At 63.1% G+C, this 18075-nt stretch carries 13 protein-coding genes; 6 read left to right on the top strand and 7 right to left on the bottom strand.

From position 1 onward, the window contains the following. Nucleotides 1–10: 10 nt before the first annotated feature. On the bottom strand, nt 11–1339 hold the full coding sequence (locus JYP46_RS15050; RefSeq protein ID WP_206548553.1) for an extracellular solute-binding protein: 1329 nt from the start codon (nt 1337–1339) through the stop codon (nt 11–13). 207 nt (nt 1340–1546) lie between these two features. Here JYP46_RS15050 and JYP46_RS15045 point away from each other — a divergent pair, with 207 nt between their 5' ends. Next, nucleotides 1547–2515, top strand: a complete 969-nt coding sequence (locus JYP46_RS15045; protein WP_113156813.1) for a sugar-binding transcriptional regulator — start codon at nt 1547–1549, stop codon at nt 2513–2515. Nucleotides 2516–2525: 10 nt separating this feature from the next. On the opposite strand, the gene JYP46_RS15040 is transcribed toward JYP46_RS15045, so the two are convergent. Next, a complete protein-coding gene (locus tag JYP46_RS15040; protein WP_206548552.1) occupies nt 2526–3320 on the bottom strand; it encodes a helix-turn-helix domain-containing protein in 795 nt (264 codons plus the stop codon). A gap of 203 nt (nt 3321–3523) precedes the next feature. On the opposite strand from JYP46_RS15040, the gene JYP46_RS15035 reads away from it, so the two are divergent. The 5 genes from JYP46_RS15035 (at nt 3524) to JYP46_RS15015 (ending at nt 10728) form a co-directional block, all read left to right on the top strand. Beyond that, nucleotides 3524–5125: an ABC transporter substrate-binding protein gene (locus JYP46_RS15035; RefSeq protein ID WP_206548551.1), complete on the top strand. Its 1602-nt coding sequence runs from the start codon at nt 3524–3526 to the stop codon at nt 5123–5125. A gap of 66 nt (nt 5126–5191) precedes the next feature. Then, nucleotides 5192–6193 (top strand): ABC transporter permease, encoded by a 1002-nt coding sequence (locus JYP46_RS15030; RefSeq protein ID WP_206548550.1) that lies wholly within the window; start codon nt 5192–5194, stop codon nt 6191–6193. Beyond that, nucleotides 6190–7023: an ABC transporter permease gene (locus JYP46_RS15025; protein WP_113156809.1), complete on the top strand. Its 834-nt coding sequence runs from the start codon at nt 6190–6192 to the stop codon at nt 7021–7023. Before JYP46_RS15030 ends, JYP46_RS15025 begins: the two co-directional genes overlap by 4 nt. Beyond that, nucleotides 7016–8668 (top strand): ABC transporter ATP-binding protein, encoded by a 1653-nt coding sequence (locus JYP46_RS15020; RefSeq protein ID WP_206548549.1) that lies wholly within the window; start codon nt 7016–7018, stop codon nt 8666–8668. The genes JYP46_RS15025 and JYP46_RS15020 overlap by 8 nt, the downstream gene beginning before the upstream one ends. Nucleotides 8669–8733: 65 nt before the next feature. Continuing rightward, nucleotides 8734–10728, top strand: a complete 1995-nt coding sequence (locus JYP46_RS15015) for a CocE/NonD family hydrolase (RefSeq protein WP_206548548.1) — start codon at nt 8734–8736, stop codon at nt 10726–10728. Between the two features lie 76 nt (nt 10729–10804). Here JYP46_RS15015 and JYP46_RS15010 read toward each other — a convergent pair whose 3' ends face one another. Genes JYP46_RS15010 through JYP46_RS14990 form a run of 5 tightly spaced genes read right to left on the bottom strand, consistent with a single transcriptional unit; the run spans nt 10805 to nt 18070 of the window. Then, nucleotides 10805–12175 carry a M20/M25/M40 family metallo-hydrolase gene (locus tag JYP46_RS15010; RefSeq protein ID WP_206548547.1) on the bottom strand — a complete coding sequence of 457 codons (1371 nt, stop codon included), beginning with the start codon at nt 12173–12175 and terminating at the stop codon, nt 10805–10807. Next, complete coding sequence (locus tag JYP46_RS15005; RefSeq protein WP_206548546.1) at nt 12172–14214, bottom strand: hydantoinase/oxoprolinase family protein; 2043 nt, start codon at nt 14212–14214, stop codon at nt 12172–12174. Before JYP46_RS15005 ends, JYP46_RS15010 begins: the two co-directional genes overlap by 4 nt. Further along, entirely contained in the window at nt 14201–16027 is a 1827-nt protein-coding gene (locus tag JYP46_RS15000; protein ID WP_206548545.1) for a hydantoinase B/oxoprolinase family protein, read from the bottom strand. The genes JYP46_RS15005 and JYP46_RS15000 overlap by 14 nt, the downstream gene beginning before the upstream one ends. A gap of 38 nt (nt 16028–16065) precedes the next feature. Next, the gene (locus JYP46_RS14995) at nt 16066–17061 is read right to left on the bottom strand and encodes an NADPH:quinone reductase (RefSeq protein ID WP_206548544.1); all 996 of its coding nucleotides are present in this window, start codon (nt 17059–17061) and stop codon (nt 16066–16068) included. 28 nt (nt 17062–17089) lie between these two features. After that, nucleotides 17090–18070 (bottom strand): ABC transporter ATP-binding protein, encoded by a 981-nt coding sequence (locus tag JYP46_RS14990; protein WP_224873538.1) that lies wholly within the window; start codon nt 18068–18070, stop codon nt 17090–17092. Nucleotides 18071–18075: the final 5 nt, after the last annotated feature.

Raw genomic sequence — 18075 nt, 5'->3', positions numbered from 1 at the left:
ATGTGCCGGATTAATTGACGCCGGCATTGAGCTGCTCGTACTGACGCAGGATCTTGTTGCCGCGTTCAACGGAGGAATCCAGCGCTTCCTGAACGGTCTTCTGGCCGGTGAAGGCAGCCTGCAGTTCTTCCTGAATCACCGCCCACCACTGGTTGGAATTGCCGAAGCGCATGCCCCAGGAATTGTCGCTCGGCTCGCCGCCGCGCGTGAGCTGCAAGAGGGCGATCTCGCGGGTCGGGTGCTCCTTGAAGAAGCCGTCCGTCTTCAGCTTGTCATAGGCTGCATGCGTCACCGGAATGTAGCCGGTCGTTGCGCTCCACCAGGCCTGCGTGTCAGGCTGTGCGACATATTCCAGGAAGGCAGCCGCCGCTTCGTATTCGGCGTCTTCCTTGCCTTTCAGAACCCACAGGGCAGCGCCGCCAAGGTTCGAGTTCTTCGGCTCGACACCGGCCTCGTAGGGCTGCATCGTCGCGCTCCAGTCGAACTGCGCCTCGGCTTCCACGCCTGCATGGCTTGCGGTGGAAGCGGACCAGGTGGAGCAGGTGCCGGAGTTGAAAAGCTGGCTTGGCGATGCGCCCTGCCCCGAAAGCTGGACGATGCCGTCATCGACCCACTTTTTCAGGCGCTCGGCCTGTTTGGTCACCATGGTGGTGTTATAGACATACTCGGTGTCGAGCCCGTCGCGGCCATTGGCCTGCGTGCCGAAAGGCTGATCGTTGATGGTGGAATAGGCCTCGATCAGCGACCAGACATAATCCGAGTTCAGGACCATCGCGCACTCGGTGACACCCTTGTCCTTCAGGGCGTAGAGCTGCTCTTCGAAGGCGTCCCACGTCTCGGCGGGGGCGTCGTAACCGGCGGCTTTGAAGTGGTCTGCATTGTACCACATGATGCCGGTGGACGAGTTGAACGGCAGTGCGTTCACCTTGTCGTCGACCACGTAATAGGCGGCGACCGAAGGAAGGAAATCATCCTTCTTCATGTCGATGCCATTGTCTTCCATCAGCGTGTTCACCGGCACGATGGCGTTGGAGTGCAGCATGGTCAGAACGCTGCGCTCGGTCGCCTGAATGATGGCCGGATGCTTGCCTGCCCGGTAGGCCGCGATCATCGCCGCAAAGGTTTCCTCGTAATTGCCCTTGCGGACGCCGACGACCTCATACTTGTCCTGACTCTCGTTGAAGTCGGAAATCATCGTCTGGATGGCCTCTTCGATGCGGCCGCCATTGGCGTACCACCACTCGATCGAGGTCTTGTCCTGAGCGAGCGCGCCCTGGGCCACTGTGGTCAGCAGCCCGGCAAGGCCGAGGGCGGCTGCGGTTCGGAAAAAGGTCGGCATGTCGTTCTCCATCGGGATCTGGTGACGTCGCCACTTGCGCCCCAGAACATCGGTGGCTGGTTTGCCGGGCAGCGACATGGCCGAGGAATTAGGCGTCCATTGTTACAGGCCTGAGACATTTGTCGGTCATGCTGGGCAAATGCTCACCGGCTGCTTCGTGCAGCCGATGACGCATTCCAAAGAATTGAAAAGGCTGCGTTTTTCAAAATGAGAAATTCCACAGGCGACAATTATTCGGAACGGCTGGACGACGCCGCGCGGGCCGGCTGGCTCTATTACATCGCCGGCTACAAGCAGGACGAGATCGCCAGAACCATGGGTGTTTCGCGGCAGACGGCACAGCGTCTCGTCGCCATGGCCCTGCGCGAAAAACTGATCCGGATTCGTCTGGAACATCCCATCATGCGCTGCATGGAACTGGCGGACCGCCTGACCCGCGCCTTCGGGCTGGAAGCCTGCGACGTGGTTCCCTCTGCTCCCGGCGAGACGAGCCCGGTTGCGGGACTGGCCGAAGCCGGCGCGCGGGCCATGGAGCGCGAACTCTCCGCCGTGCGCGGGCGGGTGATCGCCGTCGGCACGGGCCGCACCCTGCGCGCCTGCGTGGAAGAGCTGACGCCGATGAACCGCCCGGACCACACAGTGGTGGCCCTGCTCGGGCACATGATGCCCGGCGGCCTCTCGACCCGCTTCAACGTGGTCGTGCGGCTGGCAGACCGGATCAATGCCGGGCACTACCCCATGCCGCTCCCCATCTATGCCCGCTCGGCGCGGGAGCGTGAAGTCTATCGTGAGCTCGATACGGTGAAGCAGATACACCGGCTTGCACGGGAGGCGGAAGTCACCTTTGTCGGGCTTGGAAATATCGGCCCCGACGCCCCGCTTCTGGTCGACGGGCTCATGTCGCAGAAGGAGGTCGACAGCTACATCGCGGCCGGGGCGGTGGGCGAGATGACCGGCTGGATCTTCAACGCGGAAGGCCGCCTGATCGAGGGTCTGGCCAATGACCGGGTGAACAGTGTGCCGCTCACAAGACGGAAGGGACGGCGCGTCTATTGTCTGGCGGCGGGATCAAGCCGCGTTACGGCCATTCGTGCCGCGCTGCGCGGCAGGCTGGTAAACTGCCTGATCACGAATGAAGCGACAGCCGAGGAGATTCTTGCCCTGTCCGGCCTCTAGCCGCCCAGCCTCAGGAGGCAGTCACGGCCTCGTTTTCCGGTTCGTTTAGATAACGCCGGACGGGAAGCGGCAGCTTGCGTGATTTCTCCGACAGGACACCGCAGCTCTGCAACAGCCGCCGCAGATCCGGGTCGGAGCCGACGGAACGCCAGATCGTTCGCCCGCTATAAGGCAGGTTTTCGCGCCGCCAGGACACGCCGATGGTAACCCCGCGCAGATAGTTGCGCTGATATTCGCCGAACGGCATCAGAATCGTTTCGCAGACAATGGGCTGCTGCCCCAGCCCGCGTTCCACGATGAACAGCCGGTTGCGCCAGAAAGCGGCCTGTCCCAGATATTTGGAGACCTGCCGGAACTCCTGTTCCTGATCGTACATGCGCTCGACGGTTTTCACTTCCACCTGACCGTCGCGCTCACGCAGCCGGGCGCAACTGCGCACGATTTTGCCCGGCCAGGACAGGCTTTTGTGAAAAAGTTCGTAATAACCGAGATATGCGCGCAATCGGCGCATGTCGCCCGGAAAAGCCTCGCTCAGAGGCGTGTCAGCCGCGCGCGGACCGGCGCCATCGGGGGACTCGAACATGGCCCTGAAGCGCATTTCCGACAATTCGAAATCTTCCGCCGAAATGCCGAAATAACGCGCGATAAGGCCCGTATTGTACGCAGATGGCAGGGTCTGGCCCGAAAGATATCTGTTGAATTGCTGCCGGTTTATCCCGATTTCGCGGCACACGCCCGCAACGGATGGATGCGTGCTGCATGCGAAGCGCAGGTTCGCGGCAAAATTGGTGCGATCAGTGAACATAAACAGGCGAAATAGCTTCAACTAGCGTCAGTTAGCGTCAACATACGAAATTGAGACGCAATCGCAACCCTCCTACACACGTCCCACCTCAAACAATCCCAGCGCGAATCCCCGTCCGCATTTCATGCACCGGGGACGGTTTTGCCATGAAAATCGCCGCCGGGACCGCACGACGACAAGAAAAACGAAGGAAAATCGCTCGGATGAAAAATCGCATACCCGCCACCTGCAAGACATCTCACGACAACGTGCAAGACCTCGGCCGACGCCGTTTTCTGGGTTCTGCTGCCGCTGCAGGGTTCGTGCTGAGCGCTTCCGGCCTCCTTCTGCCTTCAAACGCACGTGCCGCCGATGAAAAGCCCCAGCGCGGCGGGCATCTGAAGCTCGGCCTCGACGGCGGCCAGACCACCGACATTCTCGACCCCGGCACTTATTCCGGCAGCACCATGTTCGTGGTCGGCTTCACCTGGGGCGACCGTCTGGTGACCACCGATCCCCAGAGCGGCGAGGCGCTGCCTTCGCTTGCTGAAAGCTGGAGCTCGTCCGCAGACGCGAAAGTCTGGACCTTCAAGCTGCGCCAGGATGTGCGCTTCCATGACGGCAGCCCGCTTGCGATGAACGACGTGGTGCAGACACTGCGCCGCCATTCCGACAAGGATTCCAAATCCGCCGCCCTCGGCCTTCTCGAAGACATCGAGCGGATCGAAGAGCAGAATGGTGATCTGGTGATCACCCTAAAGAACGGCAATGCCGACCTACCGCTTCTCCTGACCGACTACCATCTGCAGATCCAGCAGAATGGCGGCATGGACGACCCGGAAAACGTGATCGGCACCGGCCCCTACAAGCTGGAGAGTTTCGAGCCCGGCGTCCGCATCACCTTCACCCGCAACGAAGATGACTGGAACGAAGACCGCGGTTTCGTCGACAGTGTCGAGATCCTCGTCATCAACGACAACACGGCGCGGATTGCAGCGCTTTCCTCTGGCAAGGTGCACTTCATCAATTCGCTCGACCCGAAGACGATGAAGCTCCTGTCGCGCGCGCCGAATGTCGAAACCCTCAGCACACCGGGCAAGGGCTTCTATTCCTTCCTGATGCACGGCGACACCGCGCCGTTCGACAACAACGACCTGCGCATGGCGCTCAAGCTCGCCGTCGACCGTCAGGCAATGCTCGACAACATCCTTGGCGGCTATGGCACGCTCGGCAATGACTACCCGGTGAACGACGCCTACGCGCTTTCGCCCACGGGCATCCCGCAGCGCGAATACGATCCCGAGAAGGCCGCGTTCCACTACAAGAAATCCGGCCACGAAGGCCCCATCAGCCTGCGCACCTCCAATGCCGCATTCTCCGGCGCGGTGGATGCCGCCGTGCTCTTCCAGTCGACGGCCAAGGAAGCCGGCATCACGCTCGACATCAAGCGCGAGCCTGATGATGGCTACTGGTCCAATGTCTGGAACAAGAAGCCTTTCTGCGCTTCCTATTGGGGCGGTCGTCCGACCCAGGACATTCGCTACACCACCACGCAGCTTTCCACCTCCACCTGGAACGACACCCGGTACAAGAACCCGGATTTCGACAGGAAGCTGCTCGAGGCGCGCGCCGAGACCGATCAGGAAAAGCGCGCTGCGCTGTACCAGGAAATGGCGATGATGGTGCGCGACAACAGCGGTCTGATCCTGCCCGTGTTCAACAACTATCTGAACGCACAGGCCAAGAACGTGAAGGGCTGGGTCGACGATCTGGGCAACGACCTGTCCAACGGACAGATCGCCAGCCGCCTCTGGCTTGCCGCCTAATCCCTGAAACGGAGACGCCGCGCGGGCTCCTTCCAGCAGCCTGCGCGCGTCCGACCAATCAGACACATGAATGATCACATTCCGGTATTTCCCCTCGCGCGGCTGCATGGCCGCTATCCGCTGACAACCCGCATCGTCGGAAGGCTCCTTCTGAGCCTTGTCCTCCTCGTGGCCAGCTCCCTGCTGATCTTCGGCGGGATTGAAGCTTTGCCCGGCGACTTCGCAACAACCTATCTCGGACAGGCCGCAACACCGCAGGCCGTGGCCAATATCCGCGCGGAACTGGGCCTCGATGCGCCCGCCTATGCGCGCTATCTCGACTGGGTCGCCGGCCTTCTGCATGGCGATTTCGGGCACTCCTGGGCCAGTGGCCAGGATATCGGCGCGCAGCTCGGCAGCCGGCTCAGCAACTCGCTGCTGCTCGCCGGCGCAGCCGCTATCATCGCGGTGCCCCTGTCCATCGGGCTTGGCCTCATCGCCGTGCTTTATCGCGACCGCCTCATCGACAGGCTCATCAACCTGTTCTCGCTCGCCGCCGTGTCGCTGCCCGAGTTCTTCGTCGCCTATCTGCTGATCCTGTGGCTGGTGGTCAAAAACCCCGTCGCCGCCTTCCCCGCGACCGTCTATGCGAGCATGGGGCTTGGCGCGAAACTCGTGACCATCGCCCTGCCCGTTGCAACGCTGGTGCTCGTGGTCATCGCCCACATGATGCGCATGACCCGCGCAGCGATCATCAACGTGATGGATTCGGCCTATATGGAAACGGCCGCGCTCAAGGGGCTCAGCCGCTGGCGCGCCATCCTGCGTCACGCAACGCCAAACGCGCTTGCGCCGATCATCAATGTGGTGGCGCTCAACCTCGCCTATCTCATCGTCGGTGTTGTGGTGGTCGAAGTGGTCTTCGTCTACCCGGGCATGGGGCAATACATGGTCGATGCCGTGACCGTGCGTGACCTGCCCGTCGTGCAGGCCTGCGGGCTGGTGTTCGCCGCCATCTACATTCTCCTGAACATGACCGCGGACATTCTCTCCGTCCTCGCCAATCCCCGCCTGAGGCACCCGCGATGAAACAGACGCTGCGCTCTATTCCGGTCTCCGCGTGGATCGGCATGGCGGGTATCACCGTTGCCGTGATCTGCGCCCTCTTTGCGCCGTGGCTTGCGCCCTATGGCGAAAACCAGATCGTCGGCGATCCCTGGGCCCCATCCAGTGCGGAATACCTGCTCGGGCTCGACAATCTTGGCCGGGATCTCCTGTCCCGCCTGATCTACGGCGCACGCACGACGCTCTTCGTCGCCTTCGTCTCCACGGTGCTGGCCTTCTCGCTCGGCTCGTTCCTGAGCTTCGCCGCTGCCGCCATGCGCGGACCGGTCGATGTCGGTCTGTCGCGCATCAACGATCTCCTGATGTCGATCCCGACGCTGATCTTCGCCCTCATCGTTCTGAGCGCGCTGCCCCAGAACATGACCGTGCTCATTCTGGTTATGGCCGTGCTCGACGCCACCCGCGTCTTCCGGCTTGGCCGCGCGCTGGCGCTCGACCTGTCCACGATGGACTTCGTGGAGGCCGCAAGGCTGCGGGGCGAAGGCACGCTGTGGATCATCTTCCGCGAAATCCTGCCCAATGCCCTGACCCCGCTTCTGGCGGAGTTCGGTTTGCGGCTCGCCTTTGCGGTTCTGTTCATCTCCACCCTCTCGTTTCTCGGTCTCGGCATTCAGCCGCCAACCGCCGACTGGGGCGGCATGGTCAAGGACAACAAGGATGGCATCATTTTCGGTGTCTCCGCAGCGCTCGTGCCGGGCGCGGCGATTGCCGTGCTCACCGTCTCCATCAATCTGGTGGTCGACTGGCTCCTGAAGCGCACATCAAGCCTGAAAGGAGGGCGCGGCGATGGATAAGCCCCTCGAAACCGACAAAAGGCCCCTGTTGCAGGTGCGCGATCTGCGCATCGGCGCAACCGCTTACCCACCCGGCGAGCCGCCGCGCAAAATCGAGATCGTCAAGGGCGTGAGCTTCGATCTGGAACGCGGAAAGGTGCTTGGCCTGATCGGTGAATCAGGTGCCGGAAAGTCCACCATCGGCCTCGCCGCACTCGCCTATGGGCGCGGCGGCGTGAAGATCACCGGCGGCAGGGTTCTTCTCGATGGCGAAGACATTCTGGGGCTCGGCCGCCGGGGCATACGCGGCGTGCGCGGTACGCGGGTCTGCTATGTCTCGCAGTCGGCGGCAGCCTCGTTCAATCCGGCCCACCGGCTCATGGATCAGGTGATCGAGGCCACGCTGCGCCATGGCCTCGCGACCGCAGACGAGGCGCGCGCCCGTGCGGTGCGCCTCTTCGGCCTGCTGGGTCTGCCGGAGCCCGAAACCTTCGGCAACCGCTTCCCGCATCAGGTTTCCGGCGGTCAGCTTCAGCGCGCCATGACAGCCATGGCGCTTTGCCCCGAGCCGGAACTGATCGTGTTCGACGAGCCCACCACGGCGCTCGACGTGACCACCCAGATCGACGTGCTTGCTGCCATCAAGAGCGCCATAGAGCAGACCGGTACGGCGGCCCTCTACATCACGCACGACCTTGCCGTTGTCGCGCAGGTGGCCGACGACATCATGGTGCTGCGCCATGGGGAAACCGTGGAACATGCCGACACGCGCAAGATCATCGAGAACCCGGATGAAGACTACACGCGCGATCTGGTGAATGTGCGTGCGGTGCGCCACACCGAGGCTGCGGAGCAGTCGGACCGCTTCTTCGAAATGGCGGGCATCAACGCCGCCTATGGCCCGACACCCGTTCTGCACGATGTGTCCCTTCACGTGCCCAGAGGGCAGACGCTCGCCATCGTTGGCGAGAGCGGTTCGGGCAAATCGACGCTTGCCCGTGTCGCGACCGGCCTCCTCGCCCCGAATACGGGCGACGTCCGCTTCGATGGCGAAACACTGCCGCCGCAGCTGAAGCACCGCACGCGCGAGCAATTGCGCCGCATGCAGATGATCTACCAGATGGCCGATACGGCCATGAATCCGCGCCAGACCGTCGGTCAGATCATCGGCCGTCCGCTGCGCTTTTACGAAGGGCTGCGCGGTGCCGGACAGCGCCGGCGCGTTGGTGAGCTGCTCGATCAGATCGAGATGGGCCAGGGCTTCATCGACCGCTATCCCGCAGAGCTTTCCGGCGGGCAGAAACAGCGTGTGGCCATCGCCCGTGCGCTGGCGGCAAAACCGGACCTGATCATCTGTGACGAGCCCACCTCGGCGCTCGATCCGCTGGTGGCGGACGGCATCCTCAAACTGCTGACCGGACTGCAGCGCGAACGGGGCCTGTCATACATTTTCATCACCCATGACATCGCTATCGTGCGCGCCATCGCCGACAGCGTCGCCGTGATGCATCGCGGCCGCCTCGTCCGCTTCGGACCGAAATCCGGGGCGCTCAGCCCTCCCTTCGACGCCTACACCGATCTCCTGCTCAAATCCGTGCCGGAGATGCGGCTTGGCTGGCTCGAAGAGGTGCTCTCCACCCGTCAGATCGAGAGCGCCGACAACTGACCCGTCGCCCGGGCGATCAAGGAGATCACCGGGCGACACGCATACCCAACTCAAGAAGGTTCATCATGTCGCAACAAGGCTTCACGACATCCGAAGATCACTGGATCACACTCAGGGACGGCACGCGTCTGGCGACCCGCATCTGGATGCCCGATTGCGCGCAGGACCGCCCGGTGCCGGCGGTTCTCGAATATCTGCCCTATCGCAAGCGGGGCGGCACGGAAGCACGCGATGAATCCACCTATCCGGTCTTTGCCGCAGCAGGCATTGCCGGCGTGCGCGTCGACATTCGTGGTTCCGGCGAATCCGAAGGCGTGATCGACGGGGAATACACGCCACGCGAGCTGTCCGACGCCTGCGAAATCCTCGAATGGATCGCCGCACAGCCCTGGTCCAACGGCAATGTCGGCATGATGGGAATTTCCTGGGGCGGCTTCAACGGCCTTCAGGTCGCAGCGCTCCGGCCGCCGCAGCTCAAGGCGGTGATTTCCATTGCCTCCACCACGGATCGCTACAACGACGACATCCACTACAAGAATGGCACGCAGCTTTCCGCGCAGGCCTCCTGGGCGGGAACCATGCTCGCTTACCAGTCCCGCTCGCCCGACATTGCCGTGGCCGGCGAGAGCTGGCGCGAGATGTGGCTGGACCGGCTGGAGAACGAACCTTTCTTCATGGCCGAATGGCTCGCGCATCAGCGCCGCGACGCCTACTGGCAGCAGGGCTCCATCTGCGAGAATTTTGCCGACGTCACCGTTCCTTCGCTGGTCATCGCCGGCTGGGCCGACGGTTATCGCAACACCCCGCTCAAGGCGATCGAGGGCATCGGCGATACGGCCAAGGCGCTGATCGGCCCCTGGGTTCACAAATACCCGCACTTCGCATGGCCCAGACCCCGCGTCGATTTCCACGCCGAGGCCATCGCCTGGTGGAAACACTGGCTTGAGGATGGCGACACGGGTGCGGAAAACCTGCCGCAGATGCGCGCCTACATCATTGACGGCGCTCGCCCGCTGCTGCGCCGCGAAGTGGACCCCGGCTTCTGGGTCGCCAAGCAACGCTGGGAGACGCCGCAAAACGACCTTTACGGCGTCTCGGCTGGCGGCGCGCTTGCTCTCGGCGAAGCAAACAGCGGAACGGGCCAGCACTTCCTGCGCTCCCCGCTCGACACGGGCACAGCGGCCGGCGACTGGTTCACCACCGCGCCCGGCCCGGAGCTTGCCGGCGACCAGCGGATCGACAATGGCGGCTCGCTGTGCTTCAAAACCGATCCGCTTGAAGAGGAAGCGGTCTATCTCGGCATGCCGGAACTCGTTCTGGACGTGCGGTGCAGCGCCGACTGGGAGAACCTCGCCGCGCGGATCATCGACGTGCATCCCGACGGCACGGAAACCCGCGTCTGCTATGGCGTTCTCAACCTTGCCCACCGCAACGGAAACGCTGCGCCGGAAGCCATGCCGCATGACGAGCCCACCCGCATCCGCATGCAGCTCGACAATATGGGCTATCGCTTTGGCCCCGGCCACCGGATCAAGATTGCACTCTCGACATCCTACTGGCCGCTCATCCTGCCTTCGCCGGATGCGCCGGGCCTGACGATAGACACGGGCAGCCTGCGTCTTTCCATGCCACTTCTCGGCGCGCATGAGCGCATCACCCTGCCCGAACCGGCCAACCCCGATCCCCTGCCAAAATACGACATGCCCGCCCCGGCAAAGAGCAGGCGCGAAGTGGTCAGGGATCTGATTGCCGGCGTCACGCACTACCGGCTGCAGGAAGACACCGGCGCGGAAGTGCATCCGGTCCACGGGCTTCAGATGCAGGAAATCCGCGACGAGGACTGGTCCATCTCGCCTGACGATCCGCAATCCATGCGCGCCGACATCAAATGGACCACGATCCAGTCGCGGCCGGGCTGGGAAGCCGTCACGAAGATCACGTCGACACTTTCCTGCACGCGCGATCAATGGCTTGTCAGCGCACGCGTGAGCGCTTTCGAGAACGGCCAGCCGCTGTTCTCGAAGACCTACGAGAAATCCATTCCCCGTGATTTCATGTAAGCGCTGTCTGGCGCATGCAAAAAGGGCGCACCGGCTTCAAGGCACGGTGCGCCCTTCATTCAAGCAACACTGACAGCTAGCGCATGCGGCCGATCTCGGTCAGCAGCGCAGCACCCGTCTTGATCCCATCAATGAAGCGCTCAACCTCGAGGTTTTCGTTGGGCGCATGATTGGCTTCGTCGGCATTCGCATAGGGCACCACGAAAGCCGGCTTCTTCAGGATCTTCGTGAAGACATAATCCGGCAGGCTGCCGCCAACCGTCGGATAGAGCAGCGGCTCCACGCCGCGCGCAGCCTTCACGGCCTTGCTGATCGCCTCCGCATAGGGCGAGTCCATCGGCGTCTTGGAAGGAAGCATGCCGTTCAGCGGTATGAATTCGACATCCGGCGCGTGACGCTCCACATGCGCGGCCACCTTCTCGAAGGCGTAGTCCGGCGTCAGCGGCTCAACCAGCCTGATATCGCATTTCACGAATGCCTCGCAGGGCAGAACCGTCTTCATTCCCGGTCCGTCATAGCCGCTGTGAAAGCCGTTGATCGTCAGGGTCGGGTGGAACATCAGGCGATCGAAATAGCCCCGCTCCAGCGGACCATCCAGTTCGGCCAGTCCGAGTTCGGCCTTGACCTCCTCCACGTCGAGCGGAATTTTCGAGATCGCCTCCCGCTCCGAGTTCGTCGCCGGGATCACCGGTTCCGTCAGCCCTTCGATGGTGATCTCGCCTGCGGCGTTCTTCATCGTCGAAAGGAGATGGACCAGCTTCCAGGCGGCGTTCGGCACGACACCGCCGAAATTGCCGGAGTGAACATCGCGCCCGGCTGTTTTGGCCCGCAGTTCAAACCCCGCCACACCACGCACGCCAAACGTGACCACAGGCAACCCCGTCTCATGCAGCGGCCCGTCCGAGGTCACCACAAGATCGGCCTGCAGGCGAACCGCATGTTCGCGCACGAAGTCGGCAATGTGCGGACTGCCAATCTCCTCCTCGCCTTCCAATAGAAAGATGATGTTGCACGGAAGATCGCCATGAACGGCCAGATGGGACTCGATGGCGAGAATCTGGGCGAAGTGCTGGCCCTTGTTGTCGCCAATGCCCCGCGCATAGATCCTTCCGTTGCGGATGGTCGGCTCGAAGGGCGGGCTGTCCCATAGCTCCAGCGGGTCCGGCGGCTGAACGTCATAGTGACCGTAGAGCAGGATGGTCGGCTTGTCGGGTGAGACATCGCGCCTGGCAAGAACCATCGGATGGTTCTTTGTCGCAACCGTTTCCGCCTCCATGCCGAGCCCTTTCAGCATGTCGACGAGCAGATCGGCGACCTCGCGAATGCCAATGTCGTGAGCGCTGATGCTCGGATGGCTCACATAGTCCATCACCCGCGCGATAAACGCCTCGCTGTTGGCGTCCACATGCTCGAAGACTTTCTGCAATTCGTCGTCAGAAGCACTCATGCAGCCGTTCCTTCCTGTCGTGTGAGGATGATCGCTCCAACCGCATGCGCCTCGCCCGTCCAGCCCGGCGGCACGAGAATCGTTGTGTCGAGCTGCGTGAGGATAACCGGTCCATCGAAGCGTGTCCCGGCCCCGATTGTGTTGCGGTCGATCAGCGGAACGTCACGGGTTCCATCGGCAAACTGCACCGGCGCATGATCGTAAGCTTCAAGGGAACCACCCGGTTGAAGCCCGTCACGCGGCGGTTCCGATGTCAGACCCGTGGCCTCAACCCGCAGCGTGACCAGTTCGATGGGCGCATCAAGCGCAAAACCGTAGAGCGCCTTGTGTTCGGCGGTGAAAGCCTCTTCCACGGCTTCGCGCGTTTCCGCCCAGGGGATCGCTATTTCGCCACCCTGCCCGTAATAGCGCAACAGCGCCACGCGATCCGTCTGCCGCTTGTCTTCGGGAACGCCCTCCACCGTCAGCCACGCATCGGCCTGCTGTTCAAGCTCCCCGAAAATGCCATTCGCGGTCACGACATCAATCGCCCCGGCTTTTGGCAGGGTCCGGCTGAACTCGGCCTTGAGATCGGCTGCAAGCAGCCCGTCGGCACAAAGCACACCCGGCGCGGGCGGGAACATCACGCGCGAAATGCCCAACAGCTCCGCAAGGGCGCAGCCATGCAGCGGGCCGGCCCCGCCGAAGGGGACCAGTGTGAAGTGACGCGGATCGTGCCCGCGCTCGACGGACACCACACGAACAGCGCCAACCATGTGGTTGTCGACGATCTGGAGAACGCCGCGCGCTGCTGCCTCGAGCGACAGGCCCAGCGGTTCGGCGACCCCTTTTCGCACCACCTCGCGCGCGGCCTCGACATCAAGGCCCATGCGCCCGCCCAGCAGCTTCTCAGGCAGATGACCAAGCACCACATGGGCATCGGTGACGGTCGCATCCTGCCCCCCATGGCCATAGGCCGCAGGCCCCGGCCTTGCGCCGGCGCTGCGTGGCCCCACGGTCAGGGTCGCGTCCTCGACGGCGGCAATCGATCCGCCGCCGGCACCAATCGTCACCATGTCCACCATCGGCAGCGGCAGCGGCCAGTCGCCGACCTTGCCATGCTGCGTGAGGTCGATCCTGCCATCCTTGATCAGGCAAATGTCGGCGCTGGTTCCGCCGATATCGACGGTGATCAGATCGCGAATGCCACATGCGGCGGCAATCGCGCGTGCACCGACCACCCCGGCCGCTGGCCCCGACAACGCCGTAAGCGCTGGCGCTTCGCGGATTGCCGCCGCACCGGCCACTCCGCCATTCGACTTCATCAGAAGCAGCGGGGCGGCGACCTTTTCATCTTCGAGCCGGCGTTCCAGCCGGCCAACATAGCTTGTGACCCCCGGCATCACCGCAGCATTCAGCGCAGTGGTGAGCGAACGCTCATATTCACGCACCACGGGCAGCACATCGGTCGAGATCGTCACCGCAATGTCCGGCAGTTCCTCCCGCAGAATTTCGGCCACCCGCCTTTCATGCGCGGGATTGGCGAACGCATGCATGAGGCAGACACCAACGGCTTCCACATTCATGGTGCGAATGGCGCTCGCCGCCTGCCTGACACTGTCTTCGTCAAGCCTTTCCAGAACCGCGCCGCCTGCCGCAAGCCGTTCATCCACCTCGACGATCCGCGATGCGGGAACGGGGCGCTCGGGCTTCACCCAGTTGTAGAGATTGGCCTTGCGCGGGATGTCCTGCCGGCCGATGGCGAGCACGTGGCGAAAGCCGCGTGTGGTGACAAGCGCCGTACGCGCGCCCTTGCCCTCAAGTATCATGTTGGTGGCGACGGTCGTGCCATGCAGCACGCGGGCAAGTTCGCTCGCCTCCGCGCCCGCATCCGCGAGCGCCAGTCTTATGCCGGTCAGAAAGGCCTCGGAAGGATCCTGCGGCACACTGGGCGTCTTGGCCCGCCACACTTTTCCGCTCGACCGGTCGAGAAGGGAGATGTCGGTAAAGGTGCCGCCAATATCGACAGCGATGGCGAGGGAAGATTCAGCTGAGGACATCGACATACTCCTGACGATGGAAACGACGGTGGGCAGGACGTTCGGCGCGGGCGGCAACGGTGGCATCGGCGTCCACCCGGTTGCCTTCCATCACCACGCCATAAAGGCTTCTGGCTGCTTCAGGGCTGACGAACCCACCCAGAACATCCTCGATCACCTTGCCGACCGGACGGTCGAAGGGATGGCCATGGCCGCCGCCCCCACCGGTCTCGATGCGCAGAATGTCGCCGCGCACCAGCCTGTTGCCGTCCGAGAGCGGTGCCAGAACCTGCTCCCGGTCGGTTCCCGGATTGACGATGGCCCGGCCGGAACCGCCACCCTGACCCCCATCGATGCCCCAGGGAGGGTTCTTCACACTGTCGATGCGAACCGCCAGCACCGCGTCCTCGGCCATCACCTCGTATTCGCGCACGATGCCGCAACCACCGCGGTGGCGTCCTGCGCCGCCAGAGTCCTGCGCGATACCATAGGTGCGCAACCGCACCGGATAACCAAGTTCGAGGAATTCGACCGGATAGTTTTCCTGCGCGACGAAATAGACCGCATCGATGCCATCGGCATCGGGGCGCGCGCCGTATCCGACGCCAATCCCGTCTGCCAGAAGAAAACGCTCCAGCTCGCCCGCTTCATTGCGGAAATTGCCGCGCATGATGCTGATCACATAGGCCGAATTGGCAGCCGGCGCTTCGCCTTTAGCAACATTCACCAGCCCGCTCATGGCGGAGATGACGCGCATCGCCGTCAGTCCGCGCATGCCAAGAGGTGCCGGGAAACGCGGCGCAAGCAGCGAACCTTCGCGCAGCTTGACCGCATCGATGGCGTTCGGGCCACCCGCATTGCAGACCTGCGCCGGGTCACCGCCCAGATAATAGAGGCCGAGCGCCATGCCCGGCACACCCTCGTTCATGAGATAATTGACCGGACCAGGGGCCTGATCGTCTGTCTCGGTTGCGTCGAAGGTGAAACGGTCTTCCCCGTCGCTGCCCTTCTCGCGGGAGAGCGAAAAACGGATCTTGAACGGCCCGTTTCCGTGCCCGTCGCCATCGATGGCATCGGTGAAACTATGCGTTCCGTAATCGAAGGTCTCGGCCAGTTTCGTGCGCACCAGACGACGTGTGCGGGCAAGCAGCTGGTCGAATGCATCGGCAACCACATCAGCACCGAACCGGTCGATGATTTCACCCACACGCCGAACACCAAGATCGACGGACGCCATCAGGGCGCGCATGTCGCCATTGCTCTGTTCGGGAAAACGCGAATTGCGATGGAAGATCGACAGCGCGGCCTCGTTGGTCTGCCCCGCATCGATCAGCTTCGTAACGGGAACAATGATGCCTTCCTGAAAGATCTCGGTCGCATCCGGGCTGATCGAGCCCGGACGGATGCCGCCGATATCGGCAAAATGCGCCCAGCTCATCACGAAGGCGCAGCGTCGGCCATTGCGGAACACCGGCGCGAGCAGAACCTGATCGTTTGAGTGCGAAACCGCACCGCGCGAACCGTAGCAGTCATTGTACCAGTAGAGGTCGCCCGGCTGCATCGTATCGTCGGGAAATTTTTCGAAAACCGGACCGGTCATGTCGCCGAAGATCGGCACCATCGAACCAACGGCCATCACGCCGTCTGCATCGAACAGCGCGGTGTAAAAGTCCTTCTTCTCGCGAATAAACGCGGAAATCGCGGTGCGCTCCAGAAGCGCTTCCATCTCGGCCTGCGCGGCGGCGATTGCGCCGCGAATGATCTCCAGCGAAACCGGGTCGCAGACCGGCATGTCGCACTCGGGCGGTGGTGTGGATGGCGAGGATTGAAGCATTTGCTTTCCTTATCAATGGCCGGTGCGACGTCGCTTCGTCACACGCTGACAACGATATTGCCGAGGCTTCCGCGCTCGACATGCTCATGGGCATCCGCGATCTCGCGGAGGGGATAGGTAGCGCCGATGGCAACGTGCAGACGCGCCTCCTCGGCAAGACGGGTCAGCATCGCCTCTCCGGCGCGCCGGGAAGCAGACGGAATATTGAAGCCCTGAATGAAGCGCAGGTTCGCACCTTTATTGGCGAAGGCGTAATAGGGGAGAACGGGCTCGGGATCGCTGCTGCAGGAATAGGAAGCAATGGTCCCGTTGGCTTTCAGAATGGCGATGTCGCCAAGCCGGTTCGCGGCAAAGTCCACCTCGATGATGCGGTCGACCCCCTCGCCCTCCGTTATGTCCAAAACGCGCGCGACAACATCCTCGCGCTTGCGGTCGATGATCTCGCTTGCGCCGGCTCTCCGGGCATGGCTCGCCGCCTCGTCACTGCTCACGGTCCCGATGACGCACGCACCGCCGGCCCTGGCAAGCTGCACCGCAAAATGACCAACCGCACCCGCAGCGCCATTGACCAGTATCGTCTGACCCTCCACCGGCCCATCGGCGAAGACCGCGCGATAGGCCGTCATCGCCGGCACGCCGAGACACGCTCCGTCCTCAAAGCTCAATCCTTTGGGAAGCGGCGCCGCCTGATCGGCAGGGATCGCCACATATTCCGCAGCCGTTCCGAACGGCCTGCCTGCGGTTCCGTAGCCGCCCTGCGCGTTCCAGAGCCAGACACGCTCGCCGACGCGCGTGCGGTCCACGCCCGCGCCCACATCGGCGATTTCGCCTGCGCCATCCGTGTGCGGGATCGCCAATGCGTGTTCCATCGCCATGCCGCGCCAGCCAGCCCGGCGTTTCACGTCGGCGGGATTGATGCCCGATGCACGCACCCGCACCAGAACCTCGCCCTTGGCCGGAACAGGTACGGCCTGTTCGCCAAGTTCAAGCACCTCCCGGGCCGGCCCTGTGCGCGTGTAGAAAGCTGCAAGCATTGTTTCGTCCAGTCCTGGCGGTAACCGTTCAGAAAAGATGGCAGGCGACCTTGCGGCTGCCCGCCGGACGCAGCGCCGGCGCTTCTTTGGCGCAACGGTCGAAAGCGAGCGGGCAACGGTCTCGGAACACGCAACCCGAAGGCGGATTGCGTGGATCAGGCGCGCCACGGCCAATGGGAAGCGGATCATGGCTCTGGTCGGGATGCGGTACCGGAACGGCCGCCACCAGCGCCTTGGTGTATGGGTGCAGCGGCTCGTGGACGATGTCCTCGGTCGGTCCATCTTCCATGATGCGACCCAGATACATGACGATGGTCCGCTCGCAGACATACCGCACAAGGGCCAGGTCGTGACTGATGTAGATCGCAGTCAGGTTCAGCCGGTCGCGCACATCGCGAAACACGTTCAGAACGCCTGCGCGCACCGACACGTCGAGCATCGAAACCGGTTCATCCGCAACCACGAAGTCCGGTTGCAGGATGAGCGCCCGCGCCATCACCACGCGCTGCAACTGGCCGCCCGATAATTGGTGCGGATACCGGTCAAGATATTGCTGTGGCTGTGGCAGGCGCACGAGTTCCAACGCTTCGATGATGCGCCCTTCACGTTCGGCTGCCGGAATGCCCGCATTCTCCAGCGGTTCGGCCAGTGTGGCACGGATCGTGAAGCGCGGGTTCACCGCTTCGAACGGGTTCTGGAAGATGAGCTGCGCCTTGGCGCGATAGCGCTTGAGCGCCGGTCCCTTCAGACCGGAAAGCGCATCGCCGGCGAACTCGATCTCGCCGCCGGTCGCCTCTTCAAGCTTGAGAAGCAGCCGTCCCATGGAGGTCTTGCCGCAGCCGGACTCTCCCAGAAGGCCGACACTCTCGCCCTTCTGGATCTCGAATGTCACACCGTCCACCGCCTTGACGACGGAGGAGTGGCCACGCATCGCCGAAAAGGCGCTGCCGACCCGGTAATGGAGCTGGGCATCCTTGACGGAGACCAGCGGCTTGGGTGGTTTCGACACAGCCA

The sequence above is a fragment of the Nitratireductor aquimarinus genome, assembly GCF_017255295.1.
In the GTDB taxonomy this organism is placed as follows: Bacteria; Pseudomonadota; Alphaproteobacteria; order Rhizobiales; family Rhizobiaceae; genus Nitratireductor; species Nitratireductor aquimarinus.
The sequence above is the reverse complement of the archived record's forward strand: the minus strand, read 5'-3'. Positions and strand labels throughout refer to the sequence as shown.